At 65.8% G+C, this 18,169-nt stretch carries 18 protein-coding genes; 6 read left to right on the plus strand and 12 right to left on the minus strand.

The genetic code is table 11. The features are described from left to right. Nucleotides 1-30: 30 nt before the first annotated feature. Nucleotides 31-1,581: a glycosyltransferase family 39 protein gene (locus tag AC1VNY_RS24130; protein WP_482407068.1), complete on the plus strand. Its 1,551-nt coding sequence runs from the start codon at nt 31-33 to the stop codon at nt 1,579-1,581. A 135-nt stretch (nt 1,582-1,716) separates the two neighbouring features. Here AC1VNY_RS24130 and AC1VNY_RS24135 read toward each other — a convergent pair whose 3' ends face one another. After that, nucleotides 1,717-2,748 carry a YcjF family protein gene (locus AC1VNY_RS24135; protein WP_482407048.1) on the minus strand — a complete coding sequence of 344 codons (1,032 nt, stop codon included), beginning with the start codon at nt 2,746-2,748 and terminating at the stop codon, nt 1,717-1,719. Next, nucleotides 2,745-4,208: a YcjX family GTP-binding protein gene (locus AC1VNY_RS24140; RefSeq protein ID WP_482407049.1), complete on the minus strand. Its 1,464-nt coding sequence runs from the start codon at nt 4,206-4,208 to the stop codon at nt 2,745-2,747. Before AC1VNY_RS24140 ends, AC1VNY_RS24135 begins: the two co-directional genes overlap by 4 nt. A gap of 196 nt (nt 4,209-4,404) precedes the next feature. Here AC1VNY_RS24140 and trhA point away from each other — a divergent pair, with 196 nt between their 5' ends. Together trhA and AC1VNY_RS24150 are read left to right on the plus strand one after the other, a co-directional pair. Next, nucleotides 4,405-5,100 carry a PAQR family membrane homeostasis protein TrhA gene (trhA, locus tag AC1VNY_RS24145; protein ID WP_482407050.1) on the plus strand — a complete coding sequence of 232 codons (696 nt, stop codon included), beginning with the start codon at nt 4,405-4,407 and terminating at the stop codon, nt 5,098-5,100. Between the two features lie 254 nt (nt 5,101-5,354). Next, nucleotides 5,355-6,149: an SDR family oxidoreductase gene (locus AC1VNY_RS24150; RefSeq protein WP_076830800.1), complete on the plus strand. Its 795-nt coding sequence runs from the start codon at nt 5,355-5,357 to the stop codon at nt 6,147-6,149. Between the two features lie 114 nt (nt 6,150-6,263). Here AC1VNY_RS24150 and AC1VNY_RS24155 read toward each other — a convergent pair whose 3' ends face one another. Further along, nucleotides 6,264-6,878, minus strand: coding sequence for a TetR family transcriptional regulator (locus tag AC1VNY_RS24155; RefSeq protein WP_482407051.1), 615 nt, complete (start codon nt 6,876-6,878; stop codon nt 6,264-6,266). A 91-nt stretch (nt 6,879-6,969) separates the two neighbouring features. On the opposite strand from AC1VNY_RS24155, the gene AC1VNY_RS24160 reads away from it, so the two are divergent. Further along, nucleotides 6,970-8,511, plus strand: a complete 1,542-nt coding sequence (locus tag AC1VNY_RS24160; RefSeq protein ID WP_482407052.1) for a 4-hydroxyphenylacetate 3-hydroxylase family protein — start codon at nt 6,970-6,972, stop codon at nt 8,509-8,511. Between the two features lie 246 nt (nt 8,512-8,757). Here the strand turns inward: AC1VNY_RS24160 and mdlC are convergent, their stop codons facing one another. Then, complete coding sequence (mdlC, locus tag AC1VNY_RS24165; protein WP_482407053.1) at nt 8,758-10,386, minus strand: benzoylformate decarboxylase; 1,629 nt, start codon at nt 10,384-10,386, stop codon at nt 8,758-8,760. A 155-nt stretch (nt 10,387-10,541) separates the two neighbouring features. Between mdlC and AC1VNY_RS24170 the strand changes: the two genes are divergently transcribed. Continuing rightward, nucleotides 10,542-10,925: a PepSY domain-containing protein gene (locus tag AC1VNY_RS24170; protein ID WP_482407054.1), complete on the plus strand. Its 384-nt coding sequence runs from the start codon at nt 10,542-10,544 to the stop codon at nt 10,923-10,925. Between the two features lie 224 nt (nt 10,926-11,149). Here the strand turns inward: AC1VNY_RS24170 and AC1VNY_RS24175 are convergent, their stop codons facing one another. The 4 genes from AC1VNY_RS24175 to AC1VNY_RS24190 all read right to left on the minus strand — a co-directional run bounded on the left by AC1VNY_RS24175 (nt 11,150) and on the right by AC1VNY_RS24190 (nt 13,846). Next, a complete protein-coding gene (locus tag AC1VNY_RS24175; RefSeq protein ID WP_482407055.1) occupies nt 11,150-11,530 on the minus strand; it encodes a DUF930 domain-containing protein in 381 nt (126 codons plus the stop codon). A 311-nt stretch (nt 11,531-11,841) separates the two neighbouring features. Then, nucleotides 11,842-12,729, minus strand: coding sequence for a BJP family subclass B3 metallo-beta-lactamase (gene blaBJP, locus AC1VNY_RS24180; RefSeq protein ID WP_482407056.1), 888 nt, complete (start codon nt 12,727-12,729; stop codon nt 11,842-11,844). Nucleotides 12,730-12,857: 128 nt separating this feature from the next. Beyond that, complete coding sequence (locus AC1VNY_RS24185; protein ID WP_283069021.1) at nt 12,858-13,241, minus strand: tautomerase family protein; 384 nt, start codon at nt 13,239-13,241, stop codon at nt 12,858-12,860. A gap of 98 nt (nt 13,242-13,339) precedes the next feature. Continuing rightward, complete coding sequence (locus AC1VNY_RS24190) at nt 13,340-13,846, minus strand: winged helix-turn-helix transcriptional regulator (protein WP_482407057.1); 507 nt, start codon at nt 13,844-13,846, stop codon at nt 13,340-13,342. A gap of 113 nt (nt 13,847-13,959) precedes the next feature. On the opposite strand from AC1VNY_RS24190, the gene AC1VNY_RS24195 reads away from it, so the two are divergent. Beyond that, nucleotides 13,960-14,559 carry a VOC family protein gene (locus tag AC1VNY_RS24195; RefSeq protein WP_482407058.1) on the plus strand — a complete coding sequence of 200 codons (600 nt, stop codon included), beginning with the start codon at nt 13,960-13,962 and terminating at the stop codon, nt 14,557-14,559. Between the two features lie 119 nt (nt 14,560-14,678). On the opposite strand, the gene AC1VNY_RS24200 is transcribed toward AC1VNY_RS24195, so the two are convergent. From AC1VNY_RS24200 to AC1VNY_RS24215, 4 genes are all read right to left on the minus strand, one after another. Then, nucleotides 14,679-14,867, minus strand: coding sequence for a Rossmann-fold NAD(P)-binding domain-containing protein (locus AC1VNY_RS24200; RefSeq protein ID WP_028334959.1), 189 nt, complete (start codon nt 14,865-14,867; stop codon nt 14,679-14,681). Nucleotides 14,868-14,974: 107 nt separating this feature from the next. Beyond that, nucleotides 14,975-15,865: an MBL fold metallo-hydrolase gene (locus AC1VNY_RS24205; RefSeq protein WP_482407059.1), complete on the minus strand. Its 891-nt coding sequence runs from the start codon at nt 15,863-15,865 to the stop codon at nt 14,975-14,977. 95 nt (nt 15,866-15,960) lie between these two features. Beyond that, a complete protein-coding gene (gene hisC / locus AC1VNY_RS24210) occupies nt 15,961-17,013 on the minus strand; it encodes a histidinol-phosphate transaminase (RefSeq protein WP_482407060.1) in 1,053 nt (350 codons plus the stop codon). A gap of 103 nt (nt 17,014-17,116) precedes the next feature. After that, nucleotides 17,117-17,971 (minus strand): HTD2 family dehydratase, encoded by an 855-nt coding sequence (locus tag AC1VNY_RS24215; RefSeq protein WP_482407061.1) that lies wholly within the window; start codon nt 17,969-17,971, stop codon nt 17,117-17,119. Nucleotides 17,972-18,169 lie beyond the last annotated feature (198 nt).

Raw genomic sequence — 18,169 nt, forward strand, 5'->3', positions numbered from 1 at the left:
TGGCGGGGCGTCATCGCCGTGATCGTTGCCATGACCGCGATGCGGCTGGTCTACGCCCATGCGCTCGATCTGCGCACCGACGAGGCCTATTACTGGACCTGGTCGAAGGAAAACGTGCTGTCCTTTCTCGACCATCCCCCGATGGTCGCCTGGTTCATCCGCTTCGGCACCGCGATCCTCGGCGACACCAATCTCGGCGTCCGCCTCGGCGGCATCGTGGCGATGCTGGCCACCCAGCTCCTGCTCGCCGACATCGTCCGCCGCGTGACGGCCAACAACGTCCGCGCCGTGATGCTGGCGCTGCTGTTGCCGGAGGCGGCGCTGTATTACGGCCTCTTGATGGCCAAGGTCGCGCCCGACACGGCGCTGATCCCGTTTTCGGTGGCGATGCTGTGGTCGCTGGTCCGGTTGGCGCAAAGTGGTGACGGACGCTGGTGGCTCGCGGCGGGGCTGTTTGCCGGGCTGGCACTGCTGTCGAAATTCACCGCGATCATGTTCGCGCCGGCGGTGCTCGCCTTTGCGCTGGTGCCGGATTGGCGCTGGCGCTGGTTGCGCAGCCCGTATCCGTATCTCGCCGCGTTGATCGCGGTCGTCGTGTTCGCGCCGGTGCTGATCTGGAATGCCGAGCACGACTGGGCCTCGTTCCGCTTTCAGGCGGTGCGCGCCACCGCCGAGCGCGCCTTCACGCTGCGCACCGTCGGCGAGTTTATCGGCATGCAGTTCGGCCTGGTCGGCTTCGTGCTGCTGCCGGTGACGCTGTTCGGCACCGCGCTGACGGCATGGCGCGGCTATCGCAAGCGCGAGCCGGTCGCGATCCTGCTGGCGACTGCGGTGCTGGTGCCGTTCATCTACTTCCTCTGGAAGTCCCTGACGCTGCGGGTCGGCGACACCTGGCCGATGTTCCTGTGGCCCGCCGGCTTCGCGGCAATTGCCATCAACGTCACGCGGATGCCGTTCGAGGGCTGGTCGGTCGGGCTCGTCAAATCGACGGTCTACTGGGCGCGGACCGCGATCACCACGGGCATTGTGTTCGTCGTCTGCGTCTTCCTCTATTACATGTTCGCGCCGTGGAATCTGATCGGCCGCACCGATCCGATCGGCACCGAGGCGGGCTACGATGTGGTGGCTGCGCGCACGCTGGCGCAGGTTGAGGCGACCGGCGCGACCTGGGTCGCAACCACGGATTATCGCACCTATGCGATGCTGCGCTGGTTGCTGCGCGGGAAGGTGACGGTCATCGAAATCAACGAACGCGGCCGCTTCCAGGGCTTTGCCGATCCCGGCATGAGCAAGATCCGGGATCACGCCGGCGTCTATGTCGGGCGCGAGCCCGAGAACAATCTGCCGCTGTGGAGCGAGACGACAGCGGTGCGCCAGCCGCTGGAGCGGGTGACGCGGAGCTGGCGCGGCATGGTGATGGACACCTATTCGCTGGAGAAGATCAGCGGCTGGACGCCCGATCTGTCGCCGCCGCCGGACACGACGTTTTTCCGCTGGCGGGTGCTGGCGATGCTGGCGGAGCGTTGCGAGATCACCTTCTCCCCTTGTGGGAGAAGGTGGCAGCCGAAGGCTGCCGGATGAGGGGTCTCTCTCCGCGGGCGAGGTGCGTATGGATGGAGACCCCTCACCCAAGCGCGGGCGTGGTGAACAACTGAGTTGCCCTCTCCCACAAGGGGAGAGGGCGCAGCAACGAGCACTGCTCGCTCAGGAGAAGCGCTATTCCTCTTCCTCGCGCTTGCGGATCAGGTCTTTCGCGAGATCCGTCAGCGCCGGGCGCGGCAGGGCGTTGAAGGGAAGCGGACGGGTGACGTCGATCGCGGCGAGGCCGAGGCGGGCGGTCAACAGGCCGTTGAGCATGCCTTCGCCGAGGCGTTGTGACAGCTTTGCCGCGATGCCGTGACCGAGCATCTGCTGGATCAGGCTGTCGCTGGCGGCCATGCCGCCGGTGATGGCGAGATGCGCGATGACGTGGCGCAGCAGGCGGATCATGCCGAGCGCGCCGGGCCGGCCGCCATAGAGCCGCGCCAGCTGCCGGATCATCCGCAAGCTCGCCACGAACACGAACAGCACGTCGAACAGCGCGCGCGGGCTGACCGCGGTCACGACCGAGACGCGCTGCGCGGCTGAAGACACCAGCCGCCGCGCCTCCTCGTCGAGCGGCGTCATCAGCTCGCGTTCGGCGAGACGGATCATGTCGGCGCCGTCGATGATGTCGTCGGTGTGGCTCTGCAGCGTGCTGCGGGCGCGGGCGAGCTGCGGGGTCAGGTGCGCGAGCTTGAGCAAATCGGCGACGATCACTCGGCTTGCGGCGCGGTCGTCGCTGATCAGCACCTCGGCGGCGCGCAGATGCAGCTTCTCGATGGTCGCAAGCCGCGCCAGACCGACCAGCTCGCGCGTCGTGACGACCGCGAGCGCCACCGCGGCGATGACGGCGAGTCCCAGCCCGAGGACGCCGAGGCCTTCATTGCGTGCGAACAGATCCTCAACCAGATTGATGACGCCAAGCCCGGTGCCGAGCACCACGAGGCCCGCGACCGCGCTCCAGAACAGCGTGCCCCAGCGGAAGCCGCGGCGCGCCGGCACCAGCGGCGTATCAAGGGGGACCGGGAGCTGCACGGGCTCGGCCTCGGGCACGATCTGGATCGTGCCGCGGGTGAGGCGGCCGCCGTCGTCCGGATCCATCACGACCACGCCGGGATCGTCGAGCTTGAACGTCGCCGGCCGCCGCGGGGGCGTCTTCTCGTTCATTGCAGTTTGTCTCCGATCAGGAACTGGAGGGCGCGGTCAAGGCGGATGTGAGGCAGCGCCGGCTCTGCATCGCCGTTTCGTTCCAGCTTTGGTGGACGGAAGCGCAGGAAGCGGTAGTCTGCGGCTTCTGTGTCTGAGTTTGAGAGACCGCGGAAACCGCCGTTGAACAGCTCCTCCGGATTGTCGGGCAGGTCGCCCGGAAAGGTCGCAACTTCCGTCTCGCCGTCAAGCCGCTCGCCATTGGCGACTTCGCCCGGCGCCGGCGTGCCGAGGATCGACGGCAGCCGGTCGCGCCCGCGCTGGACCTGCGCCTCGCGCGTGGCGCGCACCGCGGCGAGCGCGACGACGTCGATGTCGGCGCCGGCATATTCGGCGCGCTCGGCGGCCTTGACCACGATCCGCCGCAGCACGGCTTCCAGCCGGTCGTGGCTCTGGTGGTGCAGATGGTCGGCTTTGGTCGCCGCGAACAGGATGCGGTCGATGCGCGGCCGGAACAGCGCGCTCAGGATCGTGCTGCGGCCGATCCGGAAGCAGTCGAGGATGCCGGCGAGCGCGGCCTCGAGATCGTGTAGCGCCTCTGGGCCGGCATTGAATGCGGCGAGCGCATCGGCCAGCACGATCTGGCGATCGAGCCGCGCGAAATGGTCGCGGAAGAACGGCCGCACCACGACGTCCTTGTAGGCCTCGAAGCGCCGCCGCATCATCGCCCACAGCGAGCCGTCACTCGCGCTGCCGCCTGCGGGCACGTCGAGTGGCGCAAAAGTGAGTGCCGGCGTGTCGGCGAGATTGCCGGGCATCAGGAAGCGGCCGGGCGGCAACAGGCTCATCGCGAAGCGCTCATCGCGGCAGGCGCGCAGATAGTCGGTGAACAGGCGTGCTTCGGTGAGCGCGGCCTGCTCGTCCTCTCTGGCCTCGGGCTTCAGCGTCGCGAGATGGGCGTGCCAGGGCGCCGCGAGTTTTGCGCGCAGCGGCTCGCGCGACAGCGCAAGGCTTTCCGCCGACCATTGCTCGTAGCTCTTGTTGAGCAGCGGCAGGTCGAGCAGCCACTCGCCTGGATAGTCGACGATATCGAGGGTGAGCGTGCGGTCCGCGCCATTTTGCCGCTGATACTCGATCACGAGACGGAGCTCGGAGATGTCGGTGGTCGAGCTCGGCCAGGTCCGCTCCTCGACCAATGTCCGGACATGGTTCTCATAGGCGAAGCGCGGCACCGCATCGTCGGGCTGCGGGGCGAGATAGGCGCGCGCGATCCGCCCCGAGGCATAGGCTTCGAACACCGGGAAGCGGCCACCGCGGGTCAGGCCGTGCACCAGCGCGGTGATGAACACGGTCTTGCCGGCGCGCGACAGGCCGGTGACGCCGAGCCGCACCGTCGGGTTGAAGAAGCCCTCGCCATAGTCGAGCAGCGCCCGCGCCGAGAGACGGGCTTCCTCGACGATATCAGTGAAGCTGGGGGGCATGGAGGGTTAACGAAAAACCCGGCAGGAGGGACCAAAAGTGGCGGGCGATCACCCGCAAGGTGGCGATTATCGGGCCAAAATCAAGCTTCACATTTCCGGCGCCTTTGCAGGCGAGGGAATTGTCGGGGGCAGGGGAAATTGAACGCGTCACACCACCCGCGCTACCCATCGTCCATCGGCCCACGGGAAAGCCTGCATGACGGTCTTCCGCCTGAAGCAACTTGCCTCGACTTCGATCCACGCGGCTGGCGCCGCGCTGTGGAACTACGACCGTGCGGAGCTGATTGCCGACGGCGTCGTCCATCTCGTCGGCGTCGCTTTTGGGCTGGTGGCCGCCACCGCGCTGATCGTGCTGACCGCGGTCTATGCCGGCCCGTTCGACGTCGCCGTGGTCTCGGTCTATGTCGCCGGCCTGCTCGCGATGCTGGTGCTGTCGGCGACCTATAATCTGTGGCCGGTGTCGCGCGCCAAATGGGTGCTGCGGCGCTTCGATCATTCCGCGATTTATCTGCTGATCGCCGCGACCTATACGCCGTTCATCGTGGAACTGAAGGACAGCACTTTCGCGATCGCGTTGCTGGTCGGCGTGTGGTGCGTGGCGATCGTCGGGATCTGGCTGAAGCTACGCTATCCCGGCCGTTTCGACCGGCTCTCGGTCGGGCTTTATCTCGCGATGGGCTGGAGCGGCATCATGCTCTACGACGCCGTCGTCAGGGTGCTGCCGGCGATGGCGCTCGGCTTCGTGCTGGCGGGCGGTATTCTCTATAGCCTGGGGGTGATCTTCCACTCCTGGCGCCGGCTGCGCTTCCAGAACGCGATCTGGCACTGCTTCGTGCTGCTCGGGGCCGCCTGCCACTACACGGCGGTGTTCGACGTCGTGCTGGCGAGCTGAAGCTCTCGCCAACGGCGTTGGATGGGCTATCATGTTTCGTGATAGGGCGCATTCAGCCCTCGCACCGTCACTCCCGCGCAACGGCGAAGCCGTTGTCGCTGGAGGAGCCGCGCAGCGGCGTCTCGAAGGGTCGACGGCCACCAGCCGGGCCGTTCATCCTTCGAGACGCGCGTCGCGCTCCTCAGGATGACGGAAGGCGCAGGGCAGCATGGGCAAGGCAACAACGTACGAGCAAAGATATCGGGAGGATGGCCATGCAGGTGGCAGGTAAGGTTGTGGTGGTCACCGGCGGTGGCAATGGCATCGGCAAGGCGCTGTGCGAGGCATTCCATGCTGCGGGCGCGTCGAAGGTCGTGGTCGTCGACCTCGATCATGGCGCGGCCGAGAAGGTCGCGGCCACGGTCGGTGGTGCCGCCTTCAAATGCGACGTCGGGCAGGAGAAGAACATCCTGCATGTGATCGACGAGACCGAGCGTATGTTCGGCCCGATCGCGCTGTTCTGCTCCAATGCCGGCATCGGCGGCGGCTTCGATCCGTTGTCGGTGAACGCCGGCGGCACCTCGGACGAGCCGTGGTCGCGGAGCTGGGCGATCCATGTGATGGCGCATGTCTATGCCGCGCGGCATCTGGTGCCGCGCATGAAGACGCGCGGCGGCGGCTACTTCCTCAACACGATCTCGGCCGCGGGCCTGTTGTCGCAGGTCGGCAGCCCGGCCTATTCGACCACCAAGCACGCCGCGGTCGGCTTTGCGGAAAACCTCGCGATCTCGCACCGCGCCGACAACATCAAGGTCTCGATCCTCTGCCCGCAGGGCGTCGACACCAACATGCTGCGCTCGATCCCGAAGGGCCCGCAATCCGGCGACGGCGATCTTTCCGCCGAGCAGGTCGCGCAGGATGCACTCAAGGGCATCGAGCAGGAGACCTTCCTGATCCTGCCGCACCCGCAGGTGCTCGGCTACATGCGCAAGAAGACCGAGAATTACGACCGCTGGATCGGCGGCATGGCCAAGATCCAGGCCAAGATGCGGGAAGCGCACGGGAAGTGAGACCGGTAGCCCGGATGAAGCGAAGCGTAATCCGGGTCGAACATGCGCGCGTGAATCCCGGATTTCGCTGCGCTTCATCCGGGCTACGATATCGGCCGCGCACCTGAGGCGACCTCACACCTTCGCGAGTTGCGCGATCTTGTCGCGCAGATAGGCGTCCATCAGATCGGGAGCGGAGGCGCCGAACATCCTGATCCGGCCGGTGTGCAATAGCAGCAAGAGGCCGGTCGCATGCGCGAAGCAGTCCACCATCACGGTGTTCGCCTTTTGCCTCGACGCGCCGAGCGCTTCAGCGGCCTCCGCGATCGGATGCAGCGCCGCCTCCAGCGCGGCGTTCAGCGCGTGGTCGCGGTCATGGCCGAGCCCGGCCGGCTTCATGCCGCCGCGGAACAGGTAGAAGCCGAGATCGAGGTCGCGCGGGTGCTCCGCGTAATAGCGGAAGAAGCCCATGCCTGCGGCGTGCAGCTTCTGCTTGGCGCCGCGCGTCGTCGCGACTGCCGCACTGACGGCTTCGCCGAGCGATGCCAGCGATTGCCGCAGCACCTCGGCATAGATCGCTTCCTTGGAATCGAAATGGAAATACAGCGCCGCCGGCGTGTAGCCGGCCCGCGTCGCGATCGCCCGCAGGCTCGCGCCCTCGAGGCCTTCCTCCGCGAACACGCTGCGCGCCGCGTCGAGGATCAGCTCCCGCTTGTGGCGGCTGACCGCTTCCTTCCTGCTCTCGCGCATCTGCATGGTCCGGCGAATCCGTTCTTGACTCAATTCTAACAGCGTTAGATAATTTAACATTGTTAGAATGAATGAGCAAGGGAGAAGCGCCATGCTGATGACGGCTGCGGACTACCGGGAATCCCTGCGCCGCTACAAGCCGCGTGTGTTCGTCAACGGCGCGGCCGTTGCGAGCGTCGCGGATGAGCCGTTGCTGGCGCCCGGCGTGGCGGGCGTCGGCGTGACCTATGATTTCGCGCTACAGCCCGAGCATGTGCCGATCATGACCGCGCGGCAGGGTACCTCGGGCAAGACTGTCAACCGCATGCTCCACATCAATCAGAGCTCGCAGGACCTGCTCGACAAGCTCGAGGCGGTGCGGCTGGTGTGCAGGACGTCGGGCTGCGCGCAGCGCTACCTGACCCATGATGCGCTGAACGGTCTCTATCAGGCGACCAGGCTGACCGATGATCGCCACGGCACCGATTACAGCCAGCGCTTCCTCAACTATCTGCACGAGGTGCAGGACCAGGATCTGACGCTCGGCATCGCCATGACCGACGCCAAGGGCGACCGATCGAAACGTCCTGGCCTGCAGGCCAATGCGGACGCCTACGTCCATATCAAGGAGCGCCGCCCCGACGGCATCGTGATCCGCGGCACCAAGGCGATTGTGACCGGCGCGCCCTACATGCACGAATTCCTTGTCATGCCGTGCCGCACCCATGTGCCCGCCGACAAGGATTTCGCGGTCTGTTGCGCCGTGCCGGTCGATGCGCCCGGCGTCACCATCGTCGCGCGCCCGGCCGGCCGGCCCGGCGATGCCGCGGCGAAATTCTCGGCGAAGTACGGCCAGTCGGTCGGCGTCGTGATGTTCGACGACGTGTTCGTGCCGCACGATCGCGTGTTCCTCGCCGGCGAGACCGAGGAGGGCGGCTTCCTCACCACGTCCTACGCCACGCATCACCGGCATTCCTGCATCGGCGCCCGTGCCGGCTTCGGCGATCTATTGATCGGCGCCGGCGCGCTGATGATCGAGGCGAACGGGCTCGATGCCGAGAAGCACGCGCATATCCGCGAGGCGATGGTCGAACTGATCACCATCACCGAAAGCTTTTACGCCTGCGGCGTCGCCTCCTCGGTCTACTGCACGAAGGATCCGGCGGGCTCGGTGATGCCGGATGCTGTGTTCTCCAACATCGGCAAACTGCTGCTGGCGACCAAGATCTACGACATGCACCGCGTCGCGCACTACGTCTCCGGCGGGCTGATCGTCGCGCTGCCGGGTCCCGACGAGGATCACAATCCGGAAACGCGCGCTTCGCTTGCCGCTGTCATGGGCGGACGTCCCGATATCCCGGCCGACCAGCGCGCCGAGGTGGCGCGGCTGATCGAGGACCTCACCGTCTCGCACGAGGCCGGCTGGTATTCGGTGATCTCGCTGCACGGCGGCGGCTCACCGGAGGCGATGAAGCGCGAGATCTGGCGCAACTATCCTGTCATGGAGAAGGCCGAGCTGGTCGAGAATTTGCTCGGCCGTGGCCTTGTCGACCAGGGACAGCGGGTGTCGAAGCAGCCCGGACGCTGCTGCGCCACCGGCTGCGAGGTGCCGACGCCGTCGGCGGCGGGCTCGGAGCCCGCGCTCGTCAGGTGAGCACGCTATTCAGGCTCCCTCCCCCCTTGCGGGGGAGGGTTAGGGAGAGGGGTAAGCCCCGGGTGAGATGATTGACGTGAGTCTCGCTTTCGCAATCTCGATCGCGATACGTTGAGACTTATGCCGAGAGAGCACGTCGTGTGGCACCCCTCTCCCTAACCCTCCCCCGCAAGGGGGGAGGAAACCCTACCGCCAGTGGCTTCCTGACTATGTGTGCCGTGAGTCCGTCACTGACCAGCGCGATCCTCACGCCTTCTGCGCGTAAAGCAGCGGCACCGCGGAATCCACCATCACCTCGATCAGACTGGTGCCTTGGTGCGAGAGAGCGCGCTGGTAGGCGCCGGCGAGCTCGGCTGACTTCGTCACCCGCACGGCGTCGCAGCCCATGCCTTCGGCGAGCTTGACGAAATCGATGCCGGGCAAATCGAGGCCCGGCACGTTGCGCACCTGCATCACCTGGCTGAACGAGCGCATCGCGCCGTAGCCGGAATTGTTGAGCACGACGACCGTCAGCGGCAGCTTGCGCTGCGCCGACGTCCACAGCGCCTGGATCGAATACATCGCCGAGCCGTCGCCGATCAGGCAGACCGTGCGTCCCTGGCGGCGACCGAGCGCCATGCCGACCGCGGCCGGCAGGCTGTAGCCGAGGCCACCGCTCGCCATGGTGTAGAAGCTGTCCTGGCCGTGCATCGGCATCGCCTTCTGCATCAGCGGACGGTGCGACGGTATTTCCTCGACCAGCGCATCATGCGGCCCCATCGCGGCCGAGAGCGCGTGCAGCGCATATTCGGCGGGGATCGGGTCGCCGGCGGCGGGCGACGGCGGCAGCACACGGCCGGCCGGCGCGGTGCGCCTGGTCTCGGGCAGCATCTCGAGCAGCGCCGTCAGCGCGGGCTTCATGGTCGCGACGATGCTATGGCCGGTCGGCGTCATCGCGGCGGCATCCGGATCGTCGGTGATCTGGAAGATCGTGGTCGAGCCGTCGAAGATCGCGGCATGGCCCTCGACATGGAAAGTGAAGACCGGCGCGCCGACCACGACGACGAGATCGTGATCGCGCAGTGCGTCGGAGAGCTGGCCCGGCGCGGCATGCAGGAAGCCGGCGAACTGCGGATGCCGCTCGGGGAACGAGCAGCGCGCCGAGAACGGGCTGGCCCAGACCGCGGCCTTCGATTTCTCGGCGACGTCAACCATGAGGCCGACCGCCTCGGCACGATCGACGGCCGGGCCGACGATGAGGGCAGGGCGCTTGGCCTCGCCGAGCGCGGCCACCAGCGCCTGCATCGCCGACAGATCGGGGCCGATCTCGCGGCTGACCTGGCGCGCGTCGAGCGGCTGCGTCGCATGCGCCCAGTCGTCGATCGGCACCGAGACGAAGGTCGGTCCGCAGGGCGGCTGCATCGCGACATAATAGGCGCGCGCGATCGCGGCGGGCACGTCTTCGGCGCGCGCCGGCTCGACCGCGAATTTCACGTAAGGCCTCGGGAATTCGGAGGCCCGCTCGGCATAGAGGAAGGCCTGCAGCGGCATGATCGAGCGCGCCTGCTGGCCCGCGGTGATCACCAGCGGGGTCTGGTTGCGATAGGCGTTGTAGATGTTGCCGAGCGCGTTGCCGACGCCGGCCGCCGAATGCAGATTGACGAACCCGGCATTGCGCGTCGCCAGCGCATAGCCGTCGGCCATGCCGACGACGGAAGCTTCCTGCAGGCCGAGCACGTAATCGATGTCGTCGGGCCAGTCGCTCAGGAACGGCAGCTCGGTCGAGCCGGGATTGCCGAACACTTTCTTGATGCCCCACGCGCGGAGCAGGCCGAATGTGGCGTCCTTGACGGTGACGGTCTTGCCTTTGCTGGCGGCGGGTTTGCGCGACGACATCATTGAACCCCGGGAGTTGACGACACGTTCGTTACGGGCAACGGAGATCGGCCCTGACGTCCAACGAGCGCGTCTTGGATCGTCTGATCGTTCTAGGATACGGTTCGGACGCTGTCCAATCGAGCACCAGCCGACGTCATGCTCCAAGGTGAGGCGTGCCGAGCGTCTTGAGCCTGCGCCGGAATATTCCGCTTTTGACCGATGCCCTGCAACCCCACCAGCCGGTCGGCGTTGAGGTGTGGCACGAGTTCCGGCCGCGGATCAGCGATGGTCAAGCGAAGGAGGTACGCATGAAGACGATACTCGTTTTGTTCCTTGCTGCTCTGTCCACTTCAGCGCTCGCCGACGTTCCGGGCGCGGACTGGCTCACCAAGCAACAGGTTGTCGATCGGCTTCATGGTCTGGGCTACACGAACATCACGGATCTGGAGGCTGACGACGGCCATTGGGAAGGCGATGCGGTGAAGGATGGCAAGACGTACGAGTTGCACATCGATCCGCACACCGGACAGTTGACCAAGAACGTGCCAAAGGATTGATATCCGCCGCCTTCGCGCCTGCTCGTGGCCGCGCTGCGCGGCGAGATGGCTGCATGCGATCCGCCGGCTGCACCGGAAGCGGAGATGAAGGCCGCGCCTGGTGAAGACTTCCGCTCGATCAGACTAGAGCTTTTCCCGTTCCGATGGAATCGGAGCGGGGCTCTAGATTCTTGTTTTGACGCGTTTCTTCACGCGAACCGGTATCCACTTCGCTCGAAAACGCTCTAGCGCCAAAGGCCCAGCGACGCCCATTTCGACGTCGGAATAGCCTCACCGACTTTGTATTGCAGGCTGGTCACATGCAGGTGGTCGGGGGTGCCCTTGCAAGTATAGCTCAACGAGAACCACTGGCCTTTGCTGCGGAACGCGCCGCCTTTTGCGATCACCGTATCGCCATGGTGCGACGGGCTGGAGGTGACGTCGGACTTTGCCCTGTCGGCCTGTCGCCCGGTGTCGCGGTTGATGTCGGACATGACGGCATAGTCGCAGACTTGCTCAAGCCTTGTTGCCGGCTCGACGTGACGCAGGCTGTCGAGAAAGCGCTGGTCCTGTGCGCTGGCGGGAACGGAGAGCACGAGCAGCGACACCAGAAGAAGCAGTCTCAACAGGCCCTCGTCGGGAAAGTGGTTAACCAGGGCTTTGCCATATACAGAAGAGCCGCGGGCTTCAATCCACGAATTCGTGCTCGCAGGTACGTGGGAAAAGCAATCCACCGGTCGGTGGATCGCCTGACGATGTCAAGCCGCGGTTTGGATGCGCTCCAGCGTGGAAGAAGCACCGCCGGCTATTCCACGTCATCCTGAGGTGCGAGCGGAGCGAGCCTCGAAGGATGCGTGGCCACAAACCGGGCCGTCGATCCTTCGAGACGCCGCTTCGCGGCTCCTCAGGATGACGGTATGACCTTTCGCTGTGACACCTAGTTCGACTTTTGCAGCGCCGCCGTCTGCTTGGCGAGCTGCTTGTCGAAATCCTGCTCTAGCCCCGCCACATAGGTGGCATTCTCGCCGGGCTTGACGAACGGGTTCGGCGCGCCGTCCTTCATCTGCGCCCGCTTGGCCTGCATGTCGTAGACCTCCGGATGCGGCCCGAGCAGCACGTCGACCTTCATCGCCTTGACCTTGGTGAAGGTCGAGCGGTAGTCGTCGACGATGCCGGGATAGGTCGGACGGCCGACCAGCCGGTTCAGCGCCACCGTTCCGCTGCAGAAGAACAGCACGTTGCGCGTTTGACTACCGTCCTTGGCCGTCATCTCCCAGCTGGTGCAGCCTGGCGAATGGCCAGGGGTCGTGTGCGCCGTGAGCGTGACGTCGCCGAGCGTCACCTTGTCGCCTTCCTTGACGGTGCGGTCGACCTTCACCGGCGTAAAGGCGAGATCGGCGTTGTTCTCGTCGCCCGGATAATAGCCGCCCTCGAGCAGCGGCTTGTCGCGCTCGCCGGCGATCAGCTGCGCGCCGGTTTCCTTCTTGATCTCGGCAAAGCCGCCGGTGTGGTCGAGATGGGCGTGGGTGTTGAGGATGATCTTGATGTCGCCCTCCTTGAAGCCGAGCTTGGCGATGTTGTCCTTGATCATGCCGGTCGACTGCTGCATCGCCGTGTCCATCAGGATCAACCCCTGCGACGTCTTGATGACGTAGACCGCAATCCCGTCGGTGCCCACATAGTAGATATTGTCGATGAGCTGGAACGGTTCGAACGGCGCGGTCCATTTCTTCATGACAACGGCCATGAAGTCCTTGAGCGTCTGTGCCTGCGCACCGGTTGTGATCAGCGTGAGCGCGCACAGCGCGGCTGCGATCGTCCTCATGGTTGCCTCCCTGTTTGTTGTTGTTCGTGCACGGGCGGGACTATGCGTGCTGGCAACGCCGACCGCAAGCTGCGGACGGCAAGCCGCCGGGCAGGCGGCCGTCCGTCCGGCGCATTCCTGTTCTGCGTTCAGCTCGCGTATTGCGCGATGCCGTGGCCGAACGACCAGTTCTCCTTGGCGACCTCGACGAGATTGATGACGACATCGTCCGGCCGGCCCTGCAGCTGGCTCTGATAGTCGTCCACGATCCGCTTGTAGAACGCCTTCTTCATCTCGACGGTGCGCCCGGCATTCATGGTGATCTGGATGAAGACGAGATCGTCGCTGTAGGTATTGCCGAGATAGTTGTCGGCGTAGTTCAGATCGCCACGGTCGTGCTCGGTGATGACCTGAAACTTGTCGTTCTCGGGGACGTTGATCACCTCGCGCATCGCCTTGTAGACGATCTCGCCCAGCGTCTTGCGATATTCGGCGGACTTGCCGCGCTTCAGGTCGATACGAACGAATGGCATGGTGGTCTCCTGTGTTGTGCGGGGTTTGGCCCTGCGTGATCGGGATGTGCGACGGTGCGAACGGGCATTGTCCGCTTGCGCCGGCGCGGTCGTTGCGTTCAGCGGGCCGCCTTGAAGGCGTCCCAGCGCGCATCGCGCTCTCTCTGATATTTGGGCGTTCGCTCCGCCACCATGTCCGCCCAATGCAGCGGCTTGCCGCAGGACTGGCAGACCGGACCGAGCCCCGCCGGCTTACCGCAGCTGAGGTGCGTATAGTTCATGGAAAGACCGTCTCTGGGTGATTTGCACCAGGTCTCGCCCCAGGCGCGCAGCGCGAACATGACGGGGAAGAACGCTGCGCCCTTCTCGGTCAGATGATATTCGTGGCGCAACGGACGCTTGTTGTAGACGCGCCGCGTCACCAGTCCGTCCGCCTCCAGCTTCTTCAGCCGTGCCGTGAGCATCTGCGGGGTCGCGCCGGTATAGGCCTGAATCTCTTCGAAGCGATGGTTGCGCGCGAACAACTCGCGCAGCACCAGCACGGTCCAGCGATCGCCCACCACGGTCTCCGCGCGCGCCACCGGACACAGCGTTGGGTCAGCAGGGTTGCCCTTTGGCCTTGCCATCACGTTTTCTTCATCTGCATTGTTACTATGATTTTCATAGCAATATGCGCTATCGTCAACGTGGGTGCAACGGGCGTTTCCGGCCCGGTCCCTCACATTTCAAGGAGCGCGCCATGAGTACCGAAAGCAGGAAACCGGGTATCGACATGAAGCTCGAGGTCGTGGTGATTCCCGTGTCCGATGTCGACCGGGCCAAGCGCTTCTATGAAGATCTCGGCTGGCGGCTCGACGCCGATTTCGTCAGAGCGGACGGGTCCCGGGCGCTGCAGCTGACGCCGCCGGGCTCGCCGACCTCGATCCATCTCGACAAGGGATCCGCGCTGCCGCGCTTCCTGATCGTGAACGACATCGAGGCGGCGCGTGCCGACCTGATCGCGCGTGGCGTCGATGTCAGCGAGGTGTTTCATCGCGGGGCGGCGGGCCGCATCAAGGGACCCGATCCGGAGCGGCCGAGCTACGGTTCGCTCGCCACCTTCAACGATCCCGACGGCAATGTCTGGCTGCTGCAGCAGGTGACACAGCGTCTGCCCGGTCGCGTCGACGGAAACAGCACGACTTTCGCTTCATCCGCTGATCTTGCCGCGGCGCTCCGGCGCGCGGCAGCCGCGCATGGCAAGCACGAGAAGCGAATCGGCGGCCACGATGCGAACTGGCCGGACTGGTACGCCGACTACATCGTGCGCGAGCAGGCCGGCAAATCGCTGCCGGAGTGAGCGATCAAACAGAGGTGTCCGTCATCGCGGCGCGATCGATCGCGCGGTTTTGCGAACAGATCGCCGCGCTCGGCGTCAAGATTGCCGGGGACGGGTGGACGCCGGCCGAATAGGCGGCGTCACGCCTTGAGGCTGGCGCCGCGCTCGGACAAAACCTTCTCGGCCTTCGGCGTCAGCTCGTAGAGGTCGCCGTCCTTGGCGACGTATCCCTCCCTGATCAGCCGGTCGACCTCGCCTTGCACGTCGTCGGCGAAGGCAATGGATTGGGCGATGTCGCAGAGAACCGCGACCTGTTCGTCTCTAAGCATGGCGTCCTCCGTCAGGGCGGGGAACGCGCAAGCCGGGTTTCGGTTCCAATGGACTGGATGATACGCCCGGTCTTCACCTGGTGAGCCGCGGCGCCGGGTGTTGAATCTTACTGATGCCGGGCATCGAACACCGGTGCGTAGCCACCGCCATCTCGACGAATATGGGCACAGCGCGGGCCGCGGAAGTGGGCCGGTATGACGAGACGGCCGCTGTCCGCCGCTTCTGCCAGGATCTTCGCGCGCGTCTCGCCCGCGAGCTGCGGGTCGGCACAGGATGATGTCGACAGATCGGGCTGGAAGATCTGCACCGGATTGTGCACGGCATCACCGCAAAAGATCGCGCGATGTTGTGCGTAGTCTACCATCAGCCCCATCTGGCCGCTGGTGTGGCCCGGCAGCGGGACCAGCCGCAGGCCCGGTCCCAACTGATGGCCGTCGTCGACCAGATCGACACGGCCCGCCTCGACGATCGGTATGACGCTCTGCTCCAGGGCGCGGGCGTGGATCGGCGGTGCACGCCCGGCATCATGCTGCGTCATCCAGCCGGCCAACTCGCGGCGGCCGAACAGATAGCGCGCGTTGGGAAAGGTCGGCTGCCAGCGGCCGTTGTCCTGGCGCGTGTTCCAGCCGACGTGATCGACATGCAGATGGGTGCAGAATACGACGTCGATGCCGGCCGGGTCGACGCCGCACGCGCGCAACCGATCGAGGAAGCCGCTGCCGCGCCGCCGATGCCAGGCCGGGATCTCGGGGATGTCCTTGTGCTCGCCGATGCAGGCGTCGATCAACAGCGTTCGGCCGCCGGTTCGCACCACAAAACTCTGGATCGCGTGTTTCGCGAGGCCCCGGGCGAGGTCGATGAACACCGGCTCCAGCGTGGCGCGATGTGTTTCGATCACGCCGCGATCGTATCCGGGCAGGAATTCGGCGAGCGGAAGGCCGAAATCGTCGTCGTCGACGATGACGTCGACGGCCGCGTCGCCGATCGCAAATCGCATGACCGCTCCTTCCCGGAGAACCGTGCCATCCTGTCGCGCGTTCACTATGCAGGTTGGCGCCGTCGATCGCAAGTTGCGTCGTCGGTGAACGGCTATCAGACCATGCCGCGCAGCAGGCCGATCAGGCGCCCGCACTCATCGTCGGTGCCGACCGTGATGCGCAAAAAGTCCTCGATCCGCGGCTTCTGGAAATGCCGCACCAAAACGCCGCGCTCGCGCAGCTTCGCGGCGAGGTCGGTGCCGCGATGGTTGGGATGGCGGGCGAACACGAAATTCGCCTGCGACGGCAGCACTTCGAAGCCCAGCTCAATGAGGCTGCGGACCAGCGCCTCTCTGCTCCGGATGATGCGTTGCCGCGTCTCCTCGAACCACGCCTCGTCCTCGATGGAGGCGACCGCGCCCGCGATCGCGAAGCAGTCGAGCGGATAGGAGTTGAAGCTGTCCTTGACACGCTCCAGCGCCTCGATCAGCGGGCGCTGGCCGATCGCGAAGCCGACCCGCAAGCCGGCCAGCGCGCGCGATTTGGAGAGCGTCTGGACGACGAGCAGATTGTCGTGGCGCGCGACCAGCGGCACGGCGCTCTCGGCGCCGAAGTCGACATAGGCCTCGTCGACCACCACCAGCCGGTCGGGATGCTCGGCGAGCAGCGCCTCGATCGCGGCGCGCGGCAGCGCGGTGCCGGTCGGTGCGTTGGGGTTGCACAGCAGGATTGCGCTGCCGGGCCGCCGGTAGTCGGCAAGCTGCACGCGCATCGAGGCGTCGAGCGGCACTTGCTCGTAGCTGACGCCATAGAGGCGGCAGTAGACCGGGTAGAAGCTGTAGGTGATGTCAGGAAAAAGCAGCGGCGCGTCGTGCTTCAGCAGCGCCGGGAAAGCGTGGGCCAGCACCTCGTCCGAGCCGTTGCCGACGAACACCTCGTCGGCCGTGACGCCGTAGCGCCTCGCGATTGCCTCGCGCAGGGCGGTTGCGCGCGGATCAGGGTAGAGCCGCAGGCGATCCGTGGTCGCTGTGATCGCCGCCACCGCGCGCGGCGACGGCGGGTAGGGATTTTCGTTGGTATTGAGCTTGATAAGGCCGTCGATCTTCGGCTGCTCGCCGGGCACGTAGGGCGACAGGTTGCGGACGACCGAACTCCAGAAGCGACTCATGATCTGCGATCCAGGGATGAACGCGATCACAATAAGGAATACGAGGCGCTGATGAAAGCGCCTCTTTATTCCCTCGCATCATGACACGCGTCGCGCTCGTGCGTTACCAGGTCGCCGTGCCCTTCATGGTCGGCTGGCTCTCGGCATTCGCGGTCCACAGCTCCATGCCGCCATCCTTGTCGCTGGCATTGATCGAGAACTCGCTGCCCTCGAACAGCGGCTGCACGCCGCGATAGGCGAGCTTCTTCGGCGGCTTGCCGCCGCGCAGCCTGGCGGCGAACTCGACGATGAAGGAAGCCTGCAGCGGGCCGTGGAAGATCAGGCCCGGATAGCCCTCGACCTTGGTGACATAGTCGCGGTCGTAATGGATGCGATGGCCGTTGAAGGTCAGCGCCGAGTACCGAAACAGCAGCACCGGGTCGGAGACGTGGCTCTCGCGATGCTGCGCGACCGGCGGAGGCGGCGGCGCCTTGGCAGGCGCTGCGCCTTGCGTGCTCGTCATCTCGCGATAGACGATGTCCTGCCGCTCGCGCACCGCAAGTCCGCGCGACGTCGTCACCTCGTGATTGACCGAGACGAAGCACAGCGTGCCGGTCGAGCCCGATTTGACCGTGACGTCGGCGATCTTCGAGGTGCGTTTGGCCTCATCGCCGATGCGCAAGCTGTCGAAGAATTCGAGCTCGCCGCCGGCCCACATCCGCCGCGGCAGCGGCACCGGCGGCAGGAAGCCGCCGCGCGTCGGGTGGCCGTCGGGGCCAAGCTGCGACATCGGAAACACCGGCTGCGCCAGGCACCAATGCGTGGTCCACGGCGCGGCGTCACCGGCCTTCGGCTCGCCGATCTCCTGGAACAGCGTCGCGCGCAGCCCCATCACGAGATATTTGGTGACGACGTCGGAGGCCTCCGTGCTGCGGCCGATCCACTGGCGGAGATGATCGAGGTCGAGTTTGTCGCTCATGATTGTGTTGCCCGGGTGAGAGATGTCGAAGCACGACGGCGTCGGTCTGACGGCAGGCTCGGTGCACCTCTCCCGCTTGCGGGGGAGGTCGGCGCGTAGCGTCGGGTGGGGGCTCTCTCCACGGTGGGATTCGTGGAGAGAGCCCTCACCCCGACCCTCTCCCGCAAGCGGGAGAGGGGGTGCAGCTCGTTCGCGGTT

This window comes from Bradyrhizobium ferriligni (assembly GCF_056837965.1).

What these genes read in the sequence shown, in the direction of transcription:
- AC1VNY_RS24205 (WP_482407059.1), bottom strand. Translation starts at nt 15,865, where the DNA reads ATGCGATTTGCGATCGGCGACGCGGCCGTCGACGTCATCGTCGACGAC.
- AC1VNY_RS24150 (WP_076830800.1), top strand. Translation starts at nt 5,355, where the DNA reads ATGCAGGTGGCAGGTAAGGTTGTGGTGGTCACCGGCGGTGGCAATGGC.
- AC1VNY_RS24140 (WP_482407049.1), bottom strand. Translation starts at nt 4,208, where the DNA reads ATGCCCCCCAGCTTCACTGATATCGTCGAGGAAGCCCGTCTCTCGGCG.
- mdlC (WP_482407053.1), bottom strand. Translation starts at nt 10,386, where the DNA reads ATGTCGTCGCGCAAACCCGCCGCCAGCAAAGGCAAGACCGTCACCGTC.
- AC1VNY_RS24135 (WP_482407048.1), bottom strand. Translation starts at nt 2,748, where the DNA reads ATGAACGAGAAGACGCCCCCGCGGCGGCCGGCGACGTTCAAGCTCGAC.
- hisC (WP_482407060.1), bottom strand. Translation starts at nt 17,013, where the DNA reads ATGAGTCGCTTCTGGAGTTCGGTCGTCCGCAACCTGTCGCCCTACGTG.
- AC1VNY_RS24190 (WP_482407057.1), bottom strand. Translation starts at nt 13,846, where the DNA reads ATGGCAAGGCCAAAGGGCAACCCTGCTGACCCAACGCTGTGTCCGGTG.
- AC1VNY_RS24200 (WP_028334959.1), bottom strand. Translation starts at nt 14,867, where the DNA reads ATGCTTAGAGACGAACAGGTCGCGGTTCTCTGCGACATCGCCCAATCC.
- AC1VNY_RS24130 (WP_482407068.1), top strand. Translation starts at nt 31, where the DNA reads ATGACCGCGATGCGGCTGGTCTACGCCCATGCGCTCGATCTGCGCACC.
- AC1VNY_RS24195 (WP_482407058.1), top strand. Translation starts at nt 13,960, where the DNA reads ATGAGTACCGAAAGCAGGAAACCGGGTATCGACATGAAGCTCGAGGTC.
- AC1VNY_RS24155 (WP_482407051.1), bottom strand. Translation starts at nt 6,878, where the DNA reads ATGCGCGAGAGCAGGAAGGAAGCGGTCAGCCGCCACAAGCGGGAGCTG.
- blaBJP (WP_482407056.1), bottom strand. Translation starts at nt 12,729, where the DNA reads ATGAGGACGATCGCAGCCGCGCTGTGCGCGCTCACGCTGATCACAACC.
- trhA (WP_482407050.1), top strand. Translation starts at nt 4,405, where the DNA reads ATGACGGTCTTCCGCCTGAAGCAACTTGCCTCGACTTCGATCCACGCG.
- AC1VNY_RS24160 (WP_482407052.1), top strand. Translation starts at nt 6,970, where the DNA reads ATGCTGATGACGGCTGCGGACTACCGGGAATCCCTGCGCCGCTACAAG.
- AC1VNY_RS24215 (WP_482407061.1), bottom strand. Translation starts at nt 17,971, where the DNA reads ATGAGCGACAAACTCGACCTCGATCATCTCCGCCAGTGGATCGGCCGC.
- AC1VNY_RS24185 (WP_283069021.1), bottom strand. Translation starts at nt 13,241, where the DNA reads ATGCCATTCGTTCGTATCGACCTGAAGCGCGGCAAGTCCGCCGAATAT.